The organism is Streptomyces sp. NPDC029956, from assembly GCF_055574655.1.
In genome coordinates this window covers 22,494-39,281 of sequence record NZ_JBVHZJ010000017.1, presented here as the reverse complement: position 1 = coordinate 39,281, position 16,788 = coordinate 22,494, and the positions used below count along the sequence as shown (strand labels likewise).

Annotated in this window: 12 protein-coding genes; 11 read left to right on the top strand and 1 reads right to left on the bottom strand. The window is 73.2% G+C overall.

Features of this window, described 5'->3' with window-relative positions:
• Positions 1 to 210 precede the first annotated feature (210 nt).
• Both ACZ4XX_RS16155 and ACZ4XX_RS16150 read left to right on the top strand, forming a co-directional pair.
• Complete coding sequence (locus ACZ4XX_RS16155; protein WP_468508558.1) at positions 211 to 2,712, top strand: ATP/GTP-binding protein; 2,502 nt, start codon at positions 211 to 213, stop codon at positions 2,710 to 2,712.
• Positions 2,713 to 2,909: 197 nt separating this feature from the next.
• On the top strand, positions 2,910 to 4,466 hold the full coding sequence (locus ACZ4XX_RS16150) for a PucR family transcriptional regulator (protein ID WP_468508557.1): 1,557 nt from the start codon (positions 2,910 to 2,912) through the stop codon (positions 4,464 to 4,466).
• A gap of 125 nt (positions 4,467 to 4,591) precedes the next feature.
• On the opposite strand, the gene ACZ4XX_RS16145 is transcribed toward ACZ4XX_RS16150, so the two are convergent.
• Positions 4,592 to 4,786 (bottom strand): hypothetical protein, encoded by a 195-nt coding sequence (locus ACZ4XX_RS16145; protein ID WP_468508556.1) that lies wholly within the window; start codon positions 4,784 to 4,786, stop codon positions 4,592 to 4,594.
• Positions 4,787 to 4,952: 166 nt separating this feature from the next.
• On the opposite strand from ACZ4XX_RS16145, the gene ACZ4XX_RS16140 reads away from it, so the two are divergent.
• The 9 genes from ACZ4XX_RS16140 to ispG all read left to right on the top strand — a co-directional run bounded on the left by ACZ4XX_RS16140 (position 4,953) and on the right by ispG (position 16,780).
• On the top strand, positions 4,953 to 6,002 hold the full coding sequence (locus ACZ4XX_RS16140; RefSeq protein ID WP_468508555.1) for an EamA family transporter: 1,050 nt from the start codon (positions 4,953 to 4,955) through the stop codon (positions 6,000 to 6,002).
• Between the two features lie 192 nt (positions 6,003 to 6,194).
• Entirely contained in the window at positions 6,195 to 7,640 is a 1,446-nt protein-coding gene (locus ACZ4XX_RS16135) for an aldehyde dehydrogenase family protein (RefSeq protein ID WP_468508554.1), read from the top strand.
• Positions 7,641 to 7,819: 179 nt separating this feature from the next.
• Positions 7,820 to 9,742: an acyl-CoA dehydrogenase family protein gene (locus tag ACZ4XX_RS16130; RefSeq protein WP_468508553.1), complete on the top strand. Its 1,923-nt coding sequence runs from the start codon at positions 7,820 to 7,822 to the stop codon at positions 9,740 to 9,742.
• A 112-nt stretch (positions 9,743 to 9,854) separates the two neighbouring features.
• On the top strand, positions 9,855 to 10,490 hold the full coding sequence (locus ACZ4XX_RS16125; protein WP_468508552.1) for a PE-PGRS family protein: 636 nt from the start codon (positions 9,855 to 9,857) through the stop codon (positions 10,488 to 10,490).
• A 107-nt stretch (positions 10,491 to 10,597) separates the two neighbouring features.
• The gene (locus ACZ4XX_RS16120; protein WP_468508551.1) at positions 10,598 to 11,503 is read left to right on the top strand and encodes a Vgb family protein; all 906 of its coding nucleotides are present in this window, start codon (positions 10,598 to 10,600) and stop codon (positions 11,501 to 11,503) included.
• Positions 11,504 to 11,679: 176 nt separating this feature from the next.
• Positions 11,680 to 12,915 carry a 3-phosphoshikimate 1-carboxyvinyltransferase gene (gene aroA, locus ACZ4XX_RS16115; RefSeq protein ID WP_468508550.1) on the top strand — a complete coding sequence of 412 codons (1,236 nt, stop codon included), beginning with the start codon at positions 11,680 to 11,682 and terminating at the stop codon, positions 12,913 to 12,915.
• A gap of 49 nt (positions 12,916 to 12,964) precedes the next feature.
• Positions 12,965 to 14,215: a 1-deoxy-D-xylulose-5-phosphate reductoisomerase gene (dxr, locus tag ACZ4XX_RS16110; RefSeq protein ID WP_468508549.1), complete on the top strand. Its 1,251-nt coding sequence runs from the start codon at positions 12,965 to 12,967 to the stop codon at positions 14,213 to 14,215.
• The gene (locus ACZ4XX_RS16105) at positions 14,212 to 15,519 is read left to right on the top strand and encodes a M50 family metallopeptidase (protein WP_468508548.1); all 1,308 of its coding nucleotides are present in this window, start codon (positions 14,212 to 14,214) and stop codon (positions 15,517 to 15,519) included. The genes dxr and ACZ4XX_RS16105 overlap by 4 nt, the downstream gene beginning before the upstream one ends.
• A gap of 103 nt (positions 15,520 to 15,622) precedes the next feature.
• On the top strand, positions 15,623 to 16,780 hold the full coding sequence (gene ispG, locus ACZ4XX_RS16100) for a flavodoxin-dependent (E)-4-hydroxy-3-methylbut-2-enyl-diphosphate synthase (protein ID WP_030322406.1): 1,158 nt from the start codon (positions 15,623 to 15,625) through the stop codon (positions 16,778 to 16,780).
• Positions 16,781 to 16,788 lie beyond the last annotated feature (8 nt).

Genomic DNA, 16,788 nt, shown 5'->3' with positions numbered 1-16,788 from the left:
CGGGGGAGGGGCTGAGGCATGCGCCGATCGGGAGTGGTGGGGGGTGTGTCGTTGTCCGGGATGGACAGGGCGGGCCTCGGGGCGGGTCCCCGGGCCGTCCCACCACGGCCCGGGCACACGGGTGGGTGAAACCCCTCCAGGGCGTCCCCGGGCCACTAGATTGACGGTGGCACAGAGACGGCGACCTGGCTGTTCAGGGGGCAGGGGTTCATGGAGACCGACGGCACGTACGAGTCGCGCGACCCGTTCGGCGGTGCGGCGCCACCCCCCGCGAGACGTGTCCCCCCGCCGGTTCCGCGTCCCGCGGGGCCGCCGGCCACCGGTTCGCCGTCCGCCAGGCCGCCCGCGCATCCGCCGGCCACCCCGCCGCCGCCGACCGGCCTCCCGCCGGTGCCGCCCGTTCCCGCCCACACGCCGCCCGCCCCGCCTCGGCCCACCGGGGCCCCCGGGGTGAGGCACCCCGTCGTCGAGTGGCTGGACGCTCCTCGCCCCAAGGCCGGGCTCGGTATCTGGCGGTTCCGGCACGTTCCGCCGCCGCCCGCCGGGCCCGCGCGGCTCGCCCCCGCCACCGTCGCCGGGATGCTGATCCCCGTGGCCGTCGGCCTGCTGATCTGGTCGGCCTACCGGCGCGGCACGCTCCCGTACATGTACGTCGTGCTCCAGACCCTCACCCCGAGCGACTGGTGGTACCACGGCACCACGGCGCCACGGGACTGGCACGGCCAAGCGGCCCACGCCGTCTTCGGCGGTGTCGTCTTCGTCGGGCTCGTCTGCGCGGTCGCCGCGCTGGGCTCCTGGGGCAAGATCGTCCGTCACTACCTCGGCCGGTTCCGTGCGCCCGTCCGCGCCGGGCTCGCGGGTGTCGGAGCCCTGATCGCCCTGGCGTTCGTCTGGCCGGAGGCCTTCGGCCTCGGCTGGGACCCGCTGCCCCTCGGCCTGCCCCTGCTCTCGCTCGTCTCCCTCGTCGGGGGCGGCTACGACGTCCTCGAATCCCCCCTCCTCGTCTATCCGCTGTACGCGCTCATCACCGCCCTCGTGGTCTGGCCCTTCGCCCGCGTCGGCGAGTGGGCGAGCCTCTTCCGGGCCTGGCGCGCCCGCGCGGCCGCCGGTGCCACCGCCCCGGCACCCGACCCCGGACCCGGCGTACCCCGCTCCCAATGGCCCGAACTGCGGGAAGCGGGGCAGCAGCGAGCCGCCGATCTGCTCGTCGGCGAACTGACCACCGGCCGCATGAACGACGTCGACTGCGCCCGCGTCCGCCGCGCCTGGCGGGACACCGACCAGGACGCCGTACGCCGCGCCGCCCTCGTGAGGACGCTGATCGACCAGGGCGCGGCCACGGGCGCCCACCCGTCCGGCGACCGAGACCTGCCCCACCGCTCGGCCACCCACGATCTGCTCCTGGGCCAGGTCAGAATGGGCCGGTACGCGCCCGCCGAGCGCACCCCGCACGCCTACCACGGCGCCGGTCTCGCGCTCGACCCCGGACTCGTCGGCACCTCCGTCCTCGCGGTGGGCCCCTCCGGGACCGGCAAGACCCGCTCCCTCGTCGCGCCCGTCGTCGAGTCCCTCACCCTCCAGGCGCTCACGGGTGCGTGCGCCGTCGTCGTCGTCGGCTCGGCCCGAACCCCGCTCGGCCCCGACGAGGCGTACGACGTCGTGATCCGGCTCGGCGACCCGTCGTCCCGGTACGACCTCGACCTGTACGCAGGGGTCACCGACCCGGACGAGGCGGCCGCCTTCCTCGCCGAGGGACTCGTCGGCGACATGGAGGGCATGGAGACCCGGCGCGCCGCGACCGTCCTCGCCCAGCTCATCGGCCCCTACCGGGCCGCGTACGGGTTCTTCCCGACCGTGCCGGTCCTGCGGGAACTGCTCGAAGCCCGCCCCGAGACCCTCGCGGCGCTGCTCGACCTGCTGCCCGCCGACGGTGCGCAGACCATGCGCCGGGAGCTGGACTCCCGGATCCGCCAGGTCGGCACGGCGACCGACCTGGGTCCGGTGCTCGCCGACCGGCTCGCCGCCCTCGACCGGCCCGTCTTCGCCGAGTTCTTCGGCGGCGGCCGCGAGGTGCGGCCCTTCTCCCTGGCTGCCGTCGCCCAGCACCCGATGCGGGTGCGGATCAGTCTGCCGGAGGGCGGCCACGAAGAAGCCGGGCGGCTCCTGAACCGGCTGCTCCTCGCCCAGTTCCAGTCCGTCACCCGGGACCGGTCGGGTCGCGGCCACACCGCCTTCCTGGCACTCGACGACGCGGCCGGCGCGCTCACGCCCGGGACCGTACGGGCCCTCCAGCGGCTGCGACCGCAGAAGGCGGCCGTCGTCCTCGCCCTCCGTACCCTCGCGGAGGTCCCCGAGGCGCTGCACGGGCCGCTCCTCGCGGTCGTCGGGTGCCGGATGGCCTTCTCCGGCCTGCCCACCTGGGACGGCCGGGCCTTCGCGGAGGCGTGGGGCACCGAACGGGTGGAGACCACCGAGGTGGCCCACCACACCGTGTTCGCGGATCAGCCCATGACCCGGGCCTTCCACGCCCTGCGCAAACTGGTGACGGGCAAGGCCGTGACCACCGAGGCCGTGACCGTACGGGAAGTGGAGCGACAGCGGTGGTCGGCATCCGATCTCGCCCACGACGTCCCCGCCGGGCACGCCGTCCTGTCCCTCACCCATGTGCGCGGCGAACACACGCCACCCCTGCTCGTGGACCTGCGGGGCTGAGACGGGGCAGGCGCATGGCCGGGGAGGGCCGAGGCGCGGGGCCGGCGGTCGGGTAATCGCCCCCGACGCGTCACCCTCGCCCGCGGCGTGCCACCCGCGCGTCCCCGAGCCGGAGCGGGCATCGCCCCGCCCTGGCACAATCGGGGGCGCCGCTCGGCTGAGCGGCGGCCCCTCGCTCAAAGGTCCGACGGTCCCCAATGCCGCCCACCCTCGCCTCCCTCGTCCAGCACTCCTCCCTGAAGCTCGTCGTCCGGGCGGGGGAGGACCGGCTGGACACCCCCGTCCGCTGGGCGCACGTCAGCGAGCTCAGCGACCCCGTCCCGTACATGGAGGGCGGCGAACTCCTCCTCACCACCGCGCTCACCCTCGACGCGGAGGACCTGGAGGCGATGCGCCGCTACGTGCGGCGGCTGCTCGGCGCGGGGGTCGTGGGGCTCGGCTTCGCCGTCGGCGTCAACTACGACGAGATCCCGTCCGCCCTGCTCGACGCCGCCCGCGACGAGCACCTGCCCCTCCTCGAAGTGCCGCGCCGGACCCCCTTCCTCGCCATCAGCAAGGCCGTGTCCGCGGCCATCTCCGCCGACCAGTACCGCGCCGTCACCGCCGGATTCGAGGCCCAGCGCGAGCTGACCCGCGCCGCGCTCGCCGAGGGCCCCGAGGCCGTCGTCGCCCGGCTCGCCGCCCACGTCGACGGCTGGGCCGCGCTCTACGACACCTCCGGCACCGTCGTCGCCGTCTGGCCCGAATGGGCGGCACGCCGGGCCGCCCGCCTCACCCCCGACGTCGAGCGGCTGCGCGACCGGCCCGCGCCCGCGAGCGCCGTCGTCGGCGGTACGGACGACCGCGTCGAGCTCCAGTCGCTCGGCACCGGACGGCGCGTGCGCGGCGCCCTCGCCGTCGGCACCGGCGCGCCCCTCGGGACGGCCGAGCGGTACGCCGTGCACTCGGCGATCGCCCTGCTCACCCTCACGACGGAACGCTCCCGTTCGCTCCAGGCCGCCGAACAGCGGCTCGGTGCCGCGGTCCTGAAGATGATGCTCGCCGGTCAGCCGGACCACGCGCGCGCGGTGGCCGGCGACGTGTACGGCGGGCTGCTCGACGCCCCCTTCCGGCTCCTCGTCGCCGAACCCGCCGGAGGCGACCCCACCGGCGAACCGGCGCTCCAGGTCCTCGCCGAGGCCCTGGAGTCGGCGGCCGCACGCGCGGGCGAGGCGGTGCTCACCGTCCCCGAGAGCGACCAGCGGCTCGTCGTCCTCGCGGGCGACGCGGGCGCGGTCGTCGCCGCCTGTGAGGGGTACGCCGAACGGGACGCCGAGGACGCCGGCCTCACCATCGGTCTCTCGGCCCCCGCCGGCCCGATCACGGCCGCCGCCGCGTACAAGCAGGCGGAACAGGCCCTCTCGGTGGCGAGGCGGCGCGGCAAGGCGCTCGTCGAGCACGAGGACCTCGCGGCGGGCTCGGTCCTGCCGCTCCTCGCCGACGATGCCGTCCGCGCCTTCGCCGACGGGATGCTCCGCGCGCTCCGGGACCATGACGCGACGGGCCGCGGCGACCTCGTCGCCTCGCTGCGCGCCTGGCTCTCCCGGCACGGCCAGTGGGACGCGGCCGCGGCCGACCTGGGCGTCCACCGGCACACCCTGCGCTACCGGATGCGGCGGGTGGAGGAGATCCTCGGCCGCTCGCTCGACGACCCGGACGTACGGATGGAGCTGTGGCTGGCGCTGAAGGCGACGGGGGAGGGCGGCGCGGAGTAGCGCCACGCCCCACGCGCCAAGCGCCGGGCGCGGGGCCGGTGGTCTTCGGTCTCCCGCCGCGGTCGCCCGGGGCGACGGCCTCTCGCGGCCCGCCGGGTGTCTCCGCCCCCGTCGCCGCAGGGACCCTAGTCGTCCCCGCCGCCGCCGTCCCCGCTCCCGACGCTCCTCCGCCGGTTGCTGCTGCGCACCATGCTCCCGAGCGCCAGGGTCACGGCGGCGACCCCTCGCACCCAGCGGGGCCCGCCCCGTGCCGCCCACACGACGCAGACGCATCCCCCGATCGCGAGCACCAGGACGCCGGTCAACGCGAGCACGATCATGCGAGTCCCCCTGTTCTTCGTCTCCGTCCACCGCTGCCGCGGTGGGGTGCGGACATCCTGCCATTCCCCGAAAACGGCCTCTACGCGACCGCCAACCGGCCTCCGCCTGCCCGAATACGGGCAATTCTCTTGGTCATCGGGCCCTTTACTCCTTACTCTCCTGCTCATGACAAGCCCCGCCGTCGATCCGGCTCCCGAGGTACCCCAGGTCGCTCCCGAGCCCGACTCCCGTGCCCCCGCGCGTGCGGTCGCGACCGCCGGAACCACCGCGACGACCGCGATGGCTGCGACGACCGTCGTCGACGCCGCCGCCACCGCCGTCCCGGCCCGCCGGATCACCGGGGCCGTCTGGGCCGCGCTCGGCATCGTCTACGTCGTCTGGGGCTCCACGTACCTCGGCATCCGGATCGCCGTCGAGACGATGCCGCCGTTCCTCTCCGCCGGCTTCCGCTTCGTCACCGCCGGCCTGCTCCTCGCCGGGATCATCGCCTGGCGCCAGGGTCCCGCCGCCCTCAAGGTCGACCGACGGCAGCTCGGGTCGGCCGTGCTCGTCGGTCTGCTCCTCATCCTCGGCGGCAACGCCCTCGTCGTCCTCGCCGAGACCTCCATACCCTCCGGCCTGGCCGCCCTCCTCATCTCCGTCGTCCCGGCCTGGGTCGTGATCCTGAAGGCCGCGACCGGCCAACGCCCGAGTGCCGGCGGGCTCGCCGGGGTGCTTCTGGGGCTCGTGGGACTCGCCGTGCTCACCGTGCCGGGGATCAGCGGTGAGGTGAAGGTCGGCGGGGTCGTCCTCGTCGTGGTCGCGACCCTGCTGTGGTCCGTCGGATCCTTCTCCTCGGCGCGCCTCCCGATGCCCGCGAACCCCTTCACGGCCAGTGCGTACGAGATGATCGCGGGTGGCCTCGCGGGCGTGGCCCTCGGCCTGTTCCGGGGCGAGCAGCACGGCCTCGACCTGGCCGAGATCTCGACCCGGTCGTGGGTCGCGCTCGGCTATCTGATCGTCTTCGGCTCGCTGATCGCCTTCACCGCGTACGCGTGGCTCCTGCAGGCCGCACCGCTCTCGCTGGTCGCCACCTACGCGTACGTGAACCCGGTCGTCGCGGTCGCCCTCGGCGCCCTCGTCCTCGACGAGGCGCTGTCGTGGCCCATCGTCCTCGGTGGCGCGATCGTCGTCGGCGGAGTCTGGCTCATCGTCTCGACGGAACGGCGCGGATGATCGACGTCCTCCGCCGGTACGGCGCCTCCTGAGCGGGCCCGTCCCCCGAGGCGAAGCCTCCTCTTCGGCCAATTCGGACAGAGGTTCCGACCCACCACTCCACACCGGACAAGCCCACGTCCGCCGCCCCGGCCCTAACGTGTCACGAGAGCAATCGCTCGCACCCCCCGATACGGAAAGGGCCGGGACGCAATGACGACCACCCACGCCTTCTGGCTCGCCGGCCGCGAGGCCACCGGCGAGGCCACCTTCGACGTCACGAACTCCTTCGACGGACGTCTGGTCGGCAAGGTCAGCGTGCCCACCGAGGCCCAGGTCGAGGAAGCCGTCGCCGCCGCGCACGCCGTCGTCGACGAGTTCGCCGCGACCCCGGCGCACGTCCGCGCCGCCGCCCTCGACCACGTGTCGAAGCGGCTCGCCGAGCGCACCGAGGAGATCGCCCTGGTGATCTCCGCCGAGAACGGCAAGCCCATCAAGTGGGCCCGCGGCGAGGTCGGCCGTGCCGTCTCCGTGTTCCGTTTCGCCGCCGAGGAGGCCCGCCGCTGGAACGCCGGCGAGGCCCAGCGCCTGGACACCGAGGCCGGCGGCGCGGGCCGTCTCGCGCTGACCCGCCGTATCCCCACGGGTGTCGTCCTCGGCATCGCGCCGTTCAACTTCCCGCTGAACCTCAGCGCCCACAAGGTCGCCCCGGCCATCGCCGTCGGCGCCCCGATCATCCTCAAGCCGGCGCCGTCGACCCCGATCTCCTCCCTGATCCTGGGCGAGATCCTGGCCGAGACCGACCTGCCGGCCGGCTCCTGGTCGATCCTGACCGTGCCGAACGACCGCATGCCCGCCCTCGTCAAGGACGAGCGCCTTCCGGTCATCTCCTTCACCGGCTCCGACACGGTCGGCTACGCCATCCAGCAGTCGGTGCCCCACAAGCACTGCACCCTGGAGCTGGGCGGCAACGCCGCGGCCGTCGTCCTCCCCGACTGGTCCTCCGAGGAGGACCTGGACTGGGCGGCGAGCCGCATCGCCACCTTCTCCAACTACCAGGGCGGCCAGTCCTGCATCTCCGTCCAGCGTGTGATCGTCGACTCCTCCGTCCACGACCGCCTGCTGCCGAAGATCGTCGCCGCCGTCGAGGCGCAGGTCACCGGTGACCCGTCCGACGCCGCCACCGACGTCGGCCCGCTGGTCGACGAGGCCGCCGCGAAGCGCGTCGAGTCCTGGGTGGACGAGGCCGTCGCCGCCGGCGCCAAGCTCCTCGCGGGCGGCAAGCGCGAGGGCGCGACCTACGCCCCGACCGTCCTCACCGAGCTCCCCGCGGACGTCACGCTGGCCCGCGCCGAGGTCTTCGGCCCGGTCCTGACCATCACCAAGGTCGACGGCGAGGCCGAGGCCTTCGCCGCGGTCAACGACTCCGACTTCGGCCTCCAGGCCGGTGTCTTCACCCGCGACCTCCAGGCCGCCTTCCGCGCCCACCGCGCCCTCGAGGTCGGCGGCGTGATCGTCGGCGACGTCCCCTCGTACCGCGCCGACCAGATGCCGTACGGCGGCGCCAAGCGCTCCGGCGTCGGCCGCGAGGGCGTCAAGTACGCGATGGACGACTACACCTACGAGCGCGTCCTCGTCCTGACGGGCCTCGCCCTCTAAGGACGACGCGTACGCGTCGCGAGACCAGGCGGTCCGAACCCACTGTGCGGGGGTTCGGGCCGCCTTTCGCCGTACAGCCCGGCGGCCTTTCGCCGTGCAGCCGGGCCGCCGTCGGGTCTCCCGCCTGTCCGAACCTCCCGAAATCGGGTACGACGGACAGTGAGACCGAGGAGGTGTCCATGTCCGCCCCCACCCAGCGGCCCAAGGTCACCGCGCACGAGGCCCGGCAGACCGCCGAGGCCGCACGTGAGCGGGACTGGCACAAGCCCAGCTTCGCCAAGGAGCTCTTCCTCGGCCGGTTCCGGCTCGACCTCGTCCATCCCCATCCGCTCCCCGCGGACGAGGACGCCCGCCGCGGCGAGGCCTTCCTGGCCTCGCTCCGCGCGTTCTGCGAGACCCGGATCGACGGCGCCCGCATCGAACGCGAGGCCCGCATCCCCGACGAGACCCTCGCCGGACTCAAGGAGCTCGGCGCGCTCGGGATGAAGATCGACCGGAAGTACGGCGGCCTCGGCCTCACCCAGCTGTACTACAACCGGGCCCTCGCGCTCGTCGGCTCCGCGAGCCCCGCGGTCGGCGCCCTGCTCTCCGCGCATCAGTCGATCGGGGTACCGCAGCCGCTGAAACTCTTCGGCACCCGGGAGCAGAAGGACGCCTTCCTGCCCCGGCTGGCCCGTACGGACATCTCCGCGTTCCTGCTCACGGAGCCGGACGTCGGCTCCGACCCTGCGCGGCTGGCCACCACGGCCGTACCCGACGGGGACACGTACGTCCTCGACGGCGTGAAGCTCTGGACCACCAACGGTGTCATCGCCGACCTGCTCGTCGTCATGGCCCGCGTACCCGCCTCGGACGGGCATCCCGGCGGCATCACCGCCTTCGTCGTCGAGGCCGGCTCGCCCGGCATCACCGTCGAGCACCGCAACGCCTTCATGGGTCTGCGCGGCCTCGAGAACGGCGTCACCCGCTTCCACGGCGTCAGGGTCCCCGCCGAGAACCGCATCGGACCCGAGGGCGCCGGCCTCAAGATCGCCCTCACCACCCTCAACACCGGCCGTCTCTCCCTCCCCGCCGCTTGCGCGGGCGCCGGGAAGTGGTGTCTGAAGATCGCCCGCGAGTGGGCGGGAGTCCGCGAACAGTGGGGCGGACCGGTCGGCCGGCACGAGGCCGTCGGCACCAAGATCTCCTTCATCGCGGCCACCACCTTCGCCCTGGAGGCGGTCGTCGACCTCGCCTCCCAGATGGCCGACGAGGACCGCAACGACATCCGCATCGAAGCCGCCCTCGCGAAGCTGTACGGCTCCGAGATGGCCTGGCTCATCGCCGACGAACTCGTCCAGATCCGCGGCGGCCGCGGCTACGAGACCGCCGACTCTCTCGCCGCCCGCGGTGAACGAGCCGTCCCCGCCGAACAGGTCCTGCGCGATCTGCGGATCAACCGGATCTTCGAGGGCTCGACCGAGATCATGCACCTGCTGATCGCCCGCGAGGCCGTCGACGCCCACCTCTCCGTCGCGGGGGACCTCATCGACCCCGGAAAGTCGCTCGCCGACAAGGCGAAGGCCGGTGCGCGGGCAGGCGGCTTCTACGCCCGCTGGCTGCCGGGACTCGTGACGGGTCCCGGGCAACTGCCGCGCTCGTACGCCGAGTTCGGAGAGCTGGCAGGGCACCTGCGGTACGTGGAGCGGACCTCCCGCAAGCTCGCCCGCTCCACCTTCTACGCGATGTCCCGCTGGCAGGGCCGGATGGAGCTCAAGCAGGCCTTCCTCGGCCGGATCGTCGACATCGGCGCGGAACTCTTCGCGATGAGCGCGGCTTGTGTACGGGCCGAACTGCTGCGCACCACGGGCGACCACGGGCGGGAGGCCCAGCAGCTCGCGGACGCGTTCTGCCGGCAGGCCCGGCTGCGGACCGAGGAGCTGTTCGGACGCCTCTGGTCCAACACGGACGAGGTCGACGGGCGGGTCGCCGAGGGGGTCCTGGCGGGCCGGTACACGTGGCTGGAGCAGGGGATCGTGGACCCGGGGGACGCGGGCCCATGGATCGCGGACGCGACCCCGGGCCCGTCGACCGAGGAGAACGTCCACCGCCGCGTCCCCTGACGGCCCGGCGGGTGGCTCGGCCGCCTGGAGCAGCTCCGGTGGTCGCCGTCCGGGGCCGCTCCTAGCGTCGGTGGGGCAACTCCACGAACACCGGGACACCAGGAGACCCACGATGGCGGACACCGACGCGATGGCCGAAACGGCCCCAGAGGACACCAGCGGCGTGGTCGGACTGGGGGTGACCGGGGTCGCCGGATACGCCCGGCCGGCCCCCCGGGACGAGGCCAAGGAGCGGGAGACGCGCGCGGGTGTCCTCGGCATCGGCGACGCCGACGCGCACTCCCCGGGAGTGGCCGGTTTCGGCGAGATCGGCGTGGTCGGCAGAGGGACCCGGTGCGGTGTGCGCGGCCGCGGGGAGACCGGTGTGCGGGGGGAGACGCTCTTCAGTGAAGGTGTTCACGGGGTGTCGAGGGCGACCGGCGCGGGAGTCGTGGGGGAGAGCAAGGACGGTCCCGGAGTCATCGCCCAGAGCCAGGGCGACGTGGGTCTGCGCGCCACGTCCGCGGCGGAGGTCGGCGGAACCTTCGGTTCCGCGAAGGCTGCGCAGATCGAGCTCGTGCCGCTGCGGGCCGAGCCCCCGGAGACCACCGCCCGGCTGCCCGAGGCGGGACGGCTCGGACAGCTCGCCGCCCTCAGCGACGACGCCGTGACCTGCCGCCTCTACCTGTGCGTCGAGGCACAGGACGGAACTCCGGCCAAATGGGCCGAGGTCCGACTGGGCGACCCGATCGAGCGCCGCCCTTCCTAGGTCCTGTCGTCACACGCCCACTGCCCCGTCCAGGGGTGCCCCCGCTCACCGGACCCGCAGTGGCGGGGCCCCGTCCCCCTTCCCTACCGCACTTCCGAGGAGCTGCCATGGCCGCCCTGGACCGCCTCCCCGCCGGCACGATCCTGCTCAGCGACTCCCGGGCCTTCGGCTGTGCCGGCGCGGTGTTCCGCGTCGACCCGGCGACCAGGGAGCAGCACCTGCTCTCTGTGGCCGGCGACCTCCAGGGGGCGAGTGGGATCGCCCTGGAGGCCGATGGCAGCGTCCTGGTCAGCAAGGACCGGTTCTTCCCCGGGACAGGTGCCCTGCTGCGGCTGCCCGCGGGCACCGGAACACAGGTCGAGGTGACGTCGGGCGGAACGTTCGCCACGCCGGCCGACGTGGCCGTCGAGGCCGACGGCCGCATCCTGATCGCCGACGCCTTCTCCGGAGGTTCCGGCGCGGTGCTCCGCGTCGACCCCGCCACGGGTGAGCAGACCGTCCTGTCCCGGGGCGACGGAGAGGGCGACACTCCGCCACGGCCCGTGAAGCTGTGCACGGCCCCGGACGGCACGATCCTCGTCGTCGAACAGGCCATGGTGGGCGGCGAGGACCTCTCGTCCCGTGTGGTCCGGGTCGACCCGGTCACCGGGGCACGGACGACGGTGACCTCGGGAGGCGAACTGCGCAGCCCGATCGGGCTGGCCGTGGCCGAAGACGGCGGCATCCTGATCGCCGACGCCAATGCCTTCGCAGGCTTCGGCGGCGGCGTGATCAGGGTGGATCCGGTCAGCGGGGCCCAGACCACCGTGGCCTCCGGCGGCGGCTTCGTCGGCCCGCGCGCGCTCGCGGTCGAGGCCGACGGCAGCCTGCTGGTCACCGACAACGAGGCCCTGAACGGCGTGGGGACCCTGTTCCGGGTGAACCCGGCGACGGGGGAGCAGCAGGTGCTCTCCTCCGGCGGTGAGTTCAGGTTCCTGACCGGGGTGGCGGTCGTACCGGCGACCTCGGGGTGAGGGGCGTGCGGGACGAGGGACGTACCGGGTGAACCGACGGCCCGAGAGGACGGGCGGACGGCGCGGGTCGACGGGACGAGCCGAGTGGCCCGGCGCGGGCGGCCCCGGCGCGGACGGGGCGTTCCGCCATGCGGAACGCCGGCCGCCCGGACGGGAAAGCCCGGCAGGATGGCCCCGTGACCGTCATCCACATCCCCGGCTCCAAGTCCGTCACCGCCCGCGCGCTCTTCCTCGCCGCCGCGGCCGAGGGCACCACCACCCTCCTCCGGCCCCTCGTCTCCGACGACACGGAGGGCTTCGCCGAGGGGCTGACCGCACTCGGCTACGCCGTCCGCCGCGAGAGCGAGGCCTGGCACATCGAGGGCCGCCCCGCCGGCCCCGGCGCGGACTCCGCCGACGTCTACTGCCGTGACGGCGCCACCACCGCCCGTTTCCTGCCCACCCTCGCCGCCGCCGGCCACGGCACGTACCGCTTCGACGCCTCCGCCCAGATGCGCCGGCGCCCCCTGGGCCCGCTCAGCACCGCCCTGCGCGAGCTCGGTGTCGACCTGCGGCACGGAGGGCAGGAGGGGCACCATCCCCTGGACGTCCATGCCCACGGCGTGAAGGGCGGCGCGCTCACTCTCGACGCCGGCCAGTCCTCCCAGTACCTGACGGCCCTCCTCATGCTGGGCCCGCTCACCGCCGAGGGCCTGGACATCACCGTCACGGACCTGGTCTCGGAGCCGTACGTCGAGATCACCCTGGCGATGATGCGGAGCTTCGGCGCCGAGATCCGCCAGGAGGGGCGTACGTACCGCGTCGCCCCCACCGGCTACCGGGCCCGGACGTACGGCATCGAGCCCGACGCCTCCACCGCCAGCTACTTCTTCGCCGCGGCCGCCCTCGAACCCGGCCGTTCCGTCACGGTCCCCGGTCTCGGCACCGGCGCCCTCCAGGGCGACCTCGGCTTCGTCGACGTGCTGCGCCGCATGGGCGCCGACGTCGAGATCACCGACACGGGCACCACCGTCCGCTCCACCGGCACCCTGCGCGGCCTCACGGTCAACATGCGGGACATCTCCGACACGATGCCGACCCTCGCCGCGATCGCGCCCTTCGCGGACGGCCCGGTCCGCATCGAGGACGTGGCCAACACCCGGGTCAAGGAGTGCGACCGCCTCGACGCGTGTGCCGAGAACCTGCGCCGCCTCGGCATCACCGTCGAGACCGGCCCCGACTGGATCGAGATCCACCCGGGCACGCCCACCGGGCCGGTGGAGATCGCCACCCACGGCGACCACCGGATCGTCATGTCCTTCGCGGTCACCGCCCTGCGCACGCCCGGCATCACGTTCGACGACCCCGGCTGTGTGAAGAAGACGTTCCCGGACTTCCACCGGGTCTTCGACACGTTCGTCCACACCCCGTGAAGCCCGCCCCCGTGAAGACCGCACGGCGTTTGCGGCAAGAATGGGGGGCATGAGCGACCGCCCCTCTCCTCTCGCCGACCCCCATATCGCCTTCGACGTCTCCGAAGGACGCCGGGACATCGTCGTCCTCGGCTCGACCGGGTCCATCGGCACGCAGGCCATCGACCTGGTGCTGCGCAACCCCGACCGCTTCCGGGTCACCGCCCTGGCCGCCTCGGGCGGCCGGGTCGCGCTGCTCGCCGAGCAGGCGCACCGGCTCAAGGTCGCCGCGGTCGCCGTGGCCCGCGAGGACGTGGTGGAGGAGCTCCGTACGGCCCTGAAGGCGCTGTACGGCTCCGAGCCGCTGCCCGAGATCCTCGCCGGGCCCGACGCGGCCACCCAGCTCGCCGCCTCGCCGTGCCACACCGTCCTGAACGGCATCACCGGCTCCATCGGCCTCGCGCCGACCCTGGCCGCCCTCGAAGCCGGCCGTACCCTCGCCCTCGCCAACAAGGAGTCGCTGATCGTCGGCGGCCCCCTGGTGAAGGCGCTCGCGAAGCCCGGCCAGATCATCCCGGTCGACTCCGAGCACGCGGCCCTCTTCCAGGCGCTCGCCGCGGGCACCCGTGCCGACGTCCGCAAGCTGGTCGTCACCGCCTCGGGCGGCCCGTTCCGCGGCCGTACGCGCGCGCAGCTCGCCGGCGTCACCCGCGAGGACGCGCTCGCCCACCCGACCTGGGCCATGGGCCCGGTGATCACGGTGAACAGCGCCACCCTGGTGAACAAGGGCCTGGAGGTCATCGAGGCGCACCTCCTCTACGACATCCCGTTCGACCGCATCGAGGTCGTCGTCCACCCGCAGTCGTACGTGCACTCGATGGTCGAGTTCACCGACGGCTCCACGCTCGCCCAGGCCACCCCGCCCGACATGGGCGGCCCGATCGCCATCGGCATCGGCTGGCCCGAGCGGGTCCCGGACGCGGCCCCGGCCTTCGACTGGAGCAAGGCCTCCACCTGGGAGTTCTTCCCGCTCGACACCGAGGCGTTCCCGGCGGTGGGCCTGGCCCGGCAGGTCGGCGAGCTGGGCGGCACGGCCCCCGCCGTCTTCAACGCGGCCAACGAGGAGTGCGTCGAGGCGTTTCTCGCCGGACGGCTGCCGTTCAACGGAATCATGGATACGGTCACAGCGGTCGTCGCGGAGCACGGCGTTCCCGCCGCGGGAACCTCCCTCACCGTGCCGGACGTCCTCGAAGCGGAGACCTGGGCGCGCGCCCGGGCCCGAGAGCTCGCAGCGAAGGCAACAGCGGAGGCCCGCGCATGACCGAAATGCTCCTGTACATCCTGGGCCTCGTGCTGTTCGCCCTCGGCCTCCTCGTCTCCATCGCCTGGCACGAGCTGGGCCACCTCTCCACGGCCAAGCTCTTCGGCATCCGTGTGCCGCAGTACATGGTCGGCTTCGGCCCCACGATCTGGTCGAAGAAGCGCGGCGAGACCGAGTACGGCATCAAGGCCATCCCGGCCGGCGGCTACATCCGCATGATCGGCATGTTCCCGCCGGGTGAGGACGGCAAGATCGAGGCCCGTTCCACCTCGCCCTGGCGCTCCATGATCGAGGACGCCCGGGAGGCCTCGTACGAGGAGCTCAAGCCCGGCGACGAGACCCGGCTCTTCTACACGCGCAAGCCGTGGAAGCGCGTGATCGTGATGTTCGCCGGTCCGTTCATGAACCTGGTCCTCGCGGTGGCGCTGTTCTTCGGCTCGATGATGACGCTGGGCATCGAGGGCCAGACGACGCAGGTCGCGGGCGTCCAGAAGTGCGTGATCGAGCAGGACGAGAAGCGCGACAAGTGCGTTGCGGGCGACCCCGTCTCCCCGGCCTTCAAGGCCGGCCTGAAGGACGGCGACAAGATCGTCGCCTTCAACGGCACGCCGGTGAGCGACTGGGACACCCTCTCCGACCGCATCCGCGACACCATCGGCCCCGCGACGATCACCGTCGAGCGGGCCGGGCAGCGCGTCGAGCTGCACCCCAGCCTCGTCGCCAACAAGGTGCTGGCGAAGGACGAGGACGGCAAGGTCGTCCAGCCGGTCAGGTACGTCGACGCTGGCTACCTCGGCTTCGCCTCCAGGACCGAGGTCGCGCCCCTCAGCTTCGGTGAGACCACCGACCGCATGGGCGACCTCCTGGAGAACGGCGTCCACTCGGTCATCGCCCTCCCCGGCAAGATCCCCGGCCTGTGGGACGCCACCTTCGGGGACGGCGAGCGCGCGGACGACTCGCCGGTCGGCGTCGTCGGCGCCGCCCGCATCACCGGTGAACTGATGACCGTCGAGGCCCCGCCGACGACGATCCTCGTGATGTTCATGAACCTGCTCGTCGGGTTCAACGTGTCGCTGTTCCTGTTCAACATGCTCCCGCTGCTGCCGCTCGACGGCGGTCACATCGCGGGCGCCCTGTGGGAGTCCGTACGCCGTCACACGGCCCGGATCTTCAAGCGCCCCGACCCGGGCCCCTTCGACGTGGCGAAGCTGATGCCCGCCGCGTACGTGGTGGCCGGAATCTTCGTCTGCTTCACGCTGCTCGTCCTCGCCGCCGACCTCGTCAACCCGGTGAAGATCACGTAGCCCGCAGGGGGGCCGGACCCATCGGTGTCCGGCCTCCCGCCCCCGGGGCGGTAACCTCGGAGACCTGAGCCCGCCGACGCACAACCTTGAGGTTGCACAAAAGATGACCGCGATTTCTCTCGGTATCCCGACCGTCCCGACCCGGCTCGCCGAGCGGCGCAAGAGCCGCCAGATCCAGGTCGGCAGTGTGGCCGTCGGCGGTGACGCACCCGTCTCCGTGCAGTCGATGACCACGACCCGCACGTCCGACATCGGCGCCACGCTGCAGCAGATCGCCGAGCTGACGGCCTCCGGCTGCCAGATCGTGCGCGTGGCCTGCCCCACCCAGGACGACGCCGACGCCCTCGCGGTCATCGCGCGGAAGTCGCAGATCCCGGTGATCGCCGACATCCACTTCCAGCCGAAGTACGTCTTCGCCGCGATCGACGCCGGCTGCGCGGCCGTCCGCGTCAACCCCGGCAACATCAAGCAGTTCGACGACAAGGTCAAGGAGATCGCCAAGGCGGCCTCCGACGCCCGCACCCCGATCCGCATCGGTGTGAACGCCGGCTCGCTCGACGCGCGTCTGCTCAAGAAGTACGGCAGGGCCACCCCCGAGGCGCTCGTCGAGTCCGCCCTCTGGGAGGCCTCCCTCTTCGAGGAGCACGGCTTCCGCGACATCAAGATCTCGGTCAAGCACAACGACCCGGTGATCATGGTGGAGGCCTACCGTCAGCTCGCCGCCCAGTGCGACTACCCGCTGCACCTCGGTGTCACCGAGGCGGGCCCGGCCTTCCAGGGCACCATCAAGTCGGCCGTCGCCTTCGGCGCGCTGCTCTCCCAGGGCATCGGCGACACCATCCGCGTCTCGCTCTCCGCGCCGCCGGCCGAGGAGATCAAGGTCGGCATGCAGATCCTGGAGTCGCTGAACCTGCGCCAGCGCCGCCTGGAGATCGTCTCCTGCCCGTCCTGCGGCCGCGCCCAGGTCGACGTCTACAAGCTCGCGGAGGAGGTCACCGCCGGCCTCGACGGCATGACCGTCCCGCTGCGCGTCGCCGTCATGGGCTGCGTCGTCAACGGCCCCGGCGAGGCACGTGAGGCCGACCTCGGCGTCGCCTCCGGCAACGGCAAGGGCCAGATCTTCGTGAAGGGCGAGGTCATCAAGACCGTCCCCGAGTCGAAGATCGTCGAGACCCTCATCGAAGAGGCCCTGAAGATCGCCGAGCAGATGGAGAAGGACGGCGTCGCCAGCGGCGAGCCGTCGGTCGCCGTCGCGGGCTGAGCCTCCCG